The sequence below is a fragment of the Roseicyclus sp. genome (assembly GCF_052168335.1).
Classification (GTDB): Bacteria; Pseudomonadota; Alphaproteobacteria; order Rhodobacterales; family Rhodobacteraceae; genus Roseibacterium.
Window position 1 is genome coordinate 1 of sequence record NZ_JBQLZP010000503.1, and the last position, 3,115, is coordinate 3,115.

3 protein-coding genes and 1 pseudogene are annotated in these 3,115 nt (G+C 69.3%); all 4 read right to left on the bottom strand.

The genetic code is table 11. The annotated features are described in order from the left end of the window. Positions 1-105: 105 nt before the first annotated feature. On the bottom strand, positions 106-1,362 hold the full coding sequence (gene fabF, locus ACTS11_RS15390; RefSeq protein WP_442641180.1) for a beta-ketoacyl-ACP synthase II: 1,257 nt from the start codon (positions 1,360-1,362) through the stop codon (positions 106-108). A 178-nt stretch (positions 1,363-1,540) separates the two neighbouring features. Beyond that, complete coding sequence (locus ACTS11_RS15395) at positions 1,541-1,774, bottom strand: acyl carrier protein (RefSeq protein WP_442641181.1); 234 nt, start codon at positions 1,772-1,774, stop codon at positions 1,541-1,543. Between the two features lie 205 nt (positions 1,775-1,979). Further along, positions 1,980-2,717, bottom strand: a complete 738-nt coding sequence (gene fabG, locus ACTS11_RS15400; protein WP_442641182.1) for a 3-oxoacyl-ACP reductase FabG — start codon at positions 2,715-2,717, stop codon at positions 1,980-1,982. Between the two features lie 48 nt (positions 2,718-2,765). Then, positions 2,766-3,115: pseudogene (locus tag ACTS11_RS15405) on the bottom strand (alpha/beta hydrolase); the annotation flags it as partial.

Genomic DNA, 3,115 nt, shown 5'->3' on the forward strand with positions numbered 1-3,115 from the left:
TCGCCCCGCCACTGGCTTTGGCCCCAGCCGATCGCGCCCGCGACGGCGATCGCCACGAGGATCAGGAAGCTCAGCCCGTTGGCGGCCACGTGCTTCCACATGCGGCTACACGCGCCCCATGATGAGGCAGGCATTGGTGCCGCCGAAGCCGAAGGAGTTCGATTGCACGATGTTGATCTCCCCCTTCTGCGCGGCATTGGCGCAGAGGTTGATCGCCGTCTCGGCGGCCGGATTGTCGAGGTTGATCGTCGGCGGCGCCACCTGGTCGCGAATGGCGAGGATCGAGAAGATCGCCTCGATCGCCCCCGCCGCCCCCAGCAGATGCCCCGTCGCCGACTTGGTCGAGGACATCATCAGCTTGCCGGCATGGTTGCCCATCAGCCGCTCGACGGCGCCGAGCTCGATCGTGTCGGCCATGGTCGAGGTGCCGTGCGCGTTCACGTAGTCGATGTCCGACGGCTGGAGGCCCGCCCGCTTCAGCGCGGCCCGCATCGCGCGCTCCGCGCCCTCGTGGTCGGGCGGCGGCGCGGTGATGTGGTAGGCGTCGCCCGACAGGCCGTAGCCGAGGATCTCGGCGTAGATCTTCGCGCCCCGCGCGCGGGCGTGCTCGTAGTCCTCCAGCACCACCATCCCCGCGCCCTCGCCCATGACGAAACCGTCGCTGTCCGAATCCCACGGCCGCGACGCCTTCTCGGGCTCGTGCCCGCGCTTGGTGGACAGCGCCTTGCAGGCGTTGAACCCGGCGATCCCGATCTCGCAGATCGGGCTTTCGGCGCCGCCCGCCACCATCACGTCGGCGTCGCCCCACTGGATCAGCCGCGCGGCGTCGCCGATGGCATGCGCACCCGTCGAGCAGGCCGTGACGACGGCATGGTTCGGCCCCTTGAAGCCGTAACGGATCGAGACCTGCCCCGAGATCAGGTTGATCAGCGCGCCCGGCACGAAGAACGGCGACACGCGGCGCGGCCCCTTCTCCTTCAGGATGATCGCGGTCTCGGCGATCGACTCGAGCCCCCCGATCCCCGACCCGATCAGGCAGCCCGTGCGCTCGAGGCTCTCGCTGTCCTTGGGCGCCCAGCCCGAATCCCGGATCGCCTGGTCGGCGGCGGCCAGCCCGTAGAGGATGAACTCGTCGACCTTGCGCTGCTCCTTGGGCTCCATCCAGTCGTCGGGGTTGAAGGTGCCGTCCGAGCCGTCGCCCCGCGTCACCTCGCAGGCATAGGTCGTGGCGAGATGACTCGCGTCGAAGCGCGTGATCGGCCCCGCGCCGGACTGCCCCGCGATAAGCCGCGCCCAGGTTTCCTCGACACCGGTAGCCAAGGGCGTCACCAGCCCCAGCCCCGTCACCACCACTCGACGCATGCCTGCTGCCCCTTCTTGCGGCCCCGTGGAAAGTCGGGACGTGATACCTTGTCACGCAAGCCCCGCGCAATCCCCGCCGGGCCATGCAGGGATTCCAGCCGGAAAACCGCCTGAACCGCCTGTCCGGAAACGAAAACGGCGCCCCTGGGGGCGCCGCTTCAGAAAAACTCGACGCGCCTTACTGGGCGTTCTCGATGAACTTCACCGCGTCGCCGAAGGTCTGGATCGTCTCGGCCGCGTCGTCGGGGATCTCGATGCCGAACTCCTCCTCGAAGGCCATCACCAGCTCGACCGTGTCGAGCGAGTCGGCGCCGAGATCGTCGATGAACGAGGCGTTCTCGGTGACCTTGTCCTCTTCGACGCTCAGGTGCTCGACCACGATCTTCTTCACCCGCTCTGCGATATCGCTCATCTCTGTTCCTCGTCTCCTGTCTGCGCCGCATTCATGCGCGACGCGGGTTTGATCCCTGCCTTGACGGCCACTGATCCGCCCTCCCGGGCCGTCCGGCAGGCGAGCGCCCCCCGGTCATTCTTCGCCGCCTATAACATGTTTGTTCGGGAAGGCAATGGGCCGACTTTCCGGGCCGCCCGGGGCGATCCGGAGGCCGCCGAAGCGGTCACAGCATCGCCATTCCGCCGTTCACATGCAGCGTGGCGCCCGTCACGTAGCCGGCCTCCGCGCTCGCGAGATAGAGGACGGCGGCCGCGATCTCCTCGGCGCTGCCCATGCGCCCCGCCGGGATCTGGCCGAGGATGCGCCCCTTCTGCTCCTCGTTCAGCTTGTCGGTCATCGCCGTCTCGATGAAGCCCGGCGCCACGCAGTTGACGGTGATGCCCCGGCTCGCCACCTCGTAGGCGAGCGACTTCGACATGCCGACCATCCCGGCCTTCGAGGCGGCGTAGTTCCCCTGCCCAGGATTGCCCGTCGCGCCCACGACCGAGGAGATGTTGACGATCCGCCCCCAGCGCGCCTTCATCATCGGCCTCAGCACGCCCCGGCAGAGCCGCATCGTCGAGGTCAGGTTCACCTCCAGCACCTGCGCCCATTCCTCGTCCGACATGCGCATGAAGAGGTTGTCGCGCGTGATGCCCGCGTTGTTCACGAGGATGTCGACCGCCCCCATCGCCTCGGCCGCGCGCTTGGGCAGCGCCTCGACCGCCTCGGCATCGGACAGGTCGCAGGGCAGCACATGCGCCCGCTCGCCCAGCTCCGCCGCCAGCGCCTCGAGCGGCGCCTGCCGCGTGCCCGACAGCGCCACGGTCGCGCCCGCCCCGTGCAGCGCCCGCGCGATCGCCGCGCCGATGCCGCCCGAAGCGCCCGTCACCAGCGCCGTTTTTCCAGTCAGGTCGAACATGTCCCGTCCCTCCGTTTCCGCCGTCCCATCAGCCTCTTGCGGCGTCCGTCACTCCGAGGTGACGACGCCGAACTCCTCGAGCTCTCCCCGCGTCATGAAATGCGGCAGCTCGCCCCCGGCCTCCAGCGTGAACCAGTAGAAGTCGCCCGCCCCGAGCATCCGCGTCACGTAGTCGAGCCGCTCCTCGTGGGCGGGATGCTCGCTCGGCAGCCGCGCCGCGGGCCCCGCTGGCGTGTCCCAGCCCTCGACGCCGATCGCCGCCCCGGCCCCGAGCGTGCGCGTGATCCCGGCGAGGAACAGGTAGACCGCATCCCCCGTCAGCGTCACGCCGGGCGCCACCTCCGTCGACAGGCCGGCGGCCCGCACCAGGTTCCCCTTCTGGAGAAGCGAGGTCATGT

What these genes read in the sequence shown, in the direction of transcription:
- fabF (WP_442641180.1), bottom strand. Translation starts at nt 1,362, where the DNA reads ATGCGTCGAGTGGTGGTGACGGGGCTGGGGCTGGTGACGCCCTTGGCT.
- ACTS11_RS15395 (WP_442641181.1), bottom strand. Translation starts at nt 1,774, where the DNA reads ATGAGCGATATCGCAGAGCGGGTGAAGAAGATCGTGGTCGAGCACCTG.
- fabG (WP_442641182.1), bottom strand. Translation starts at nt 2,717, where the DNA reads ATGTTCGACCTGACTGGAAAAACGGCGCTGGTGACGGGCGCTTCGGGC.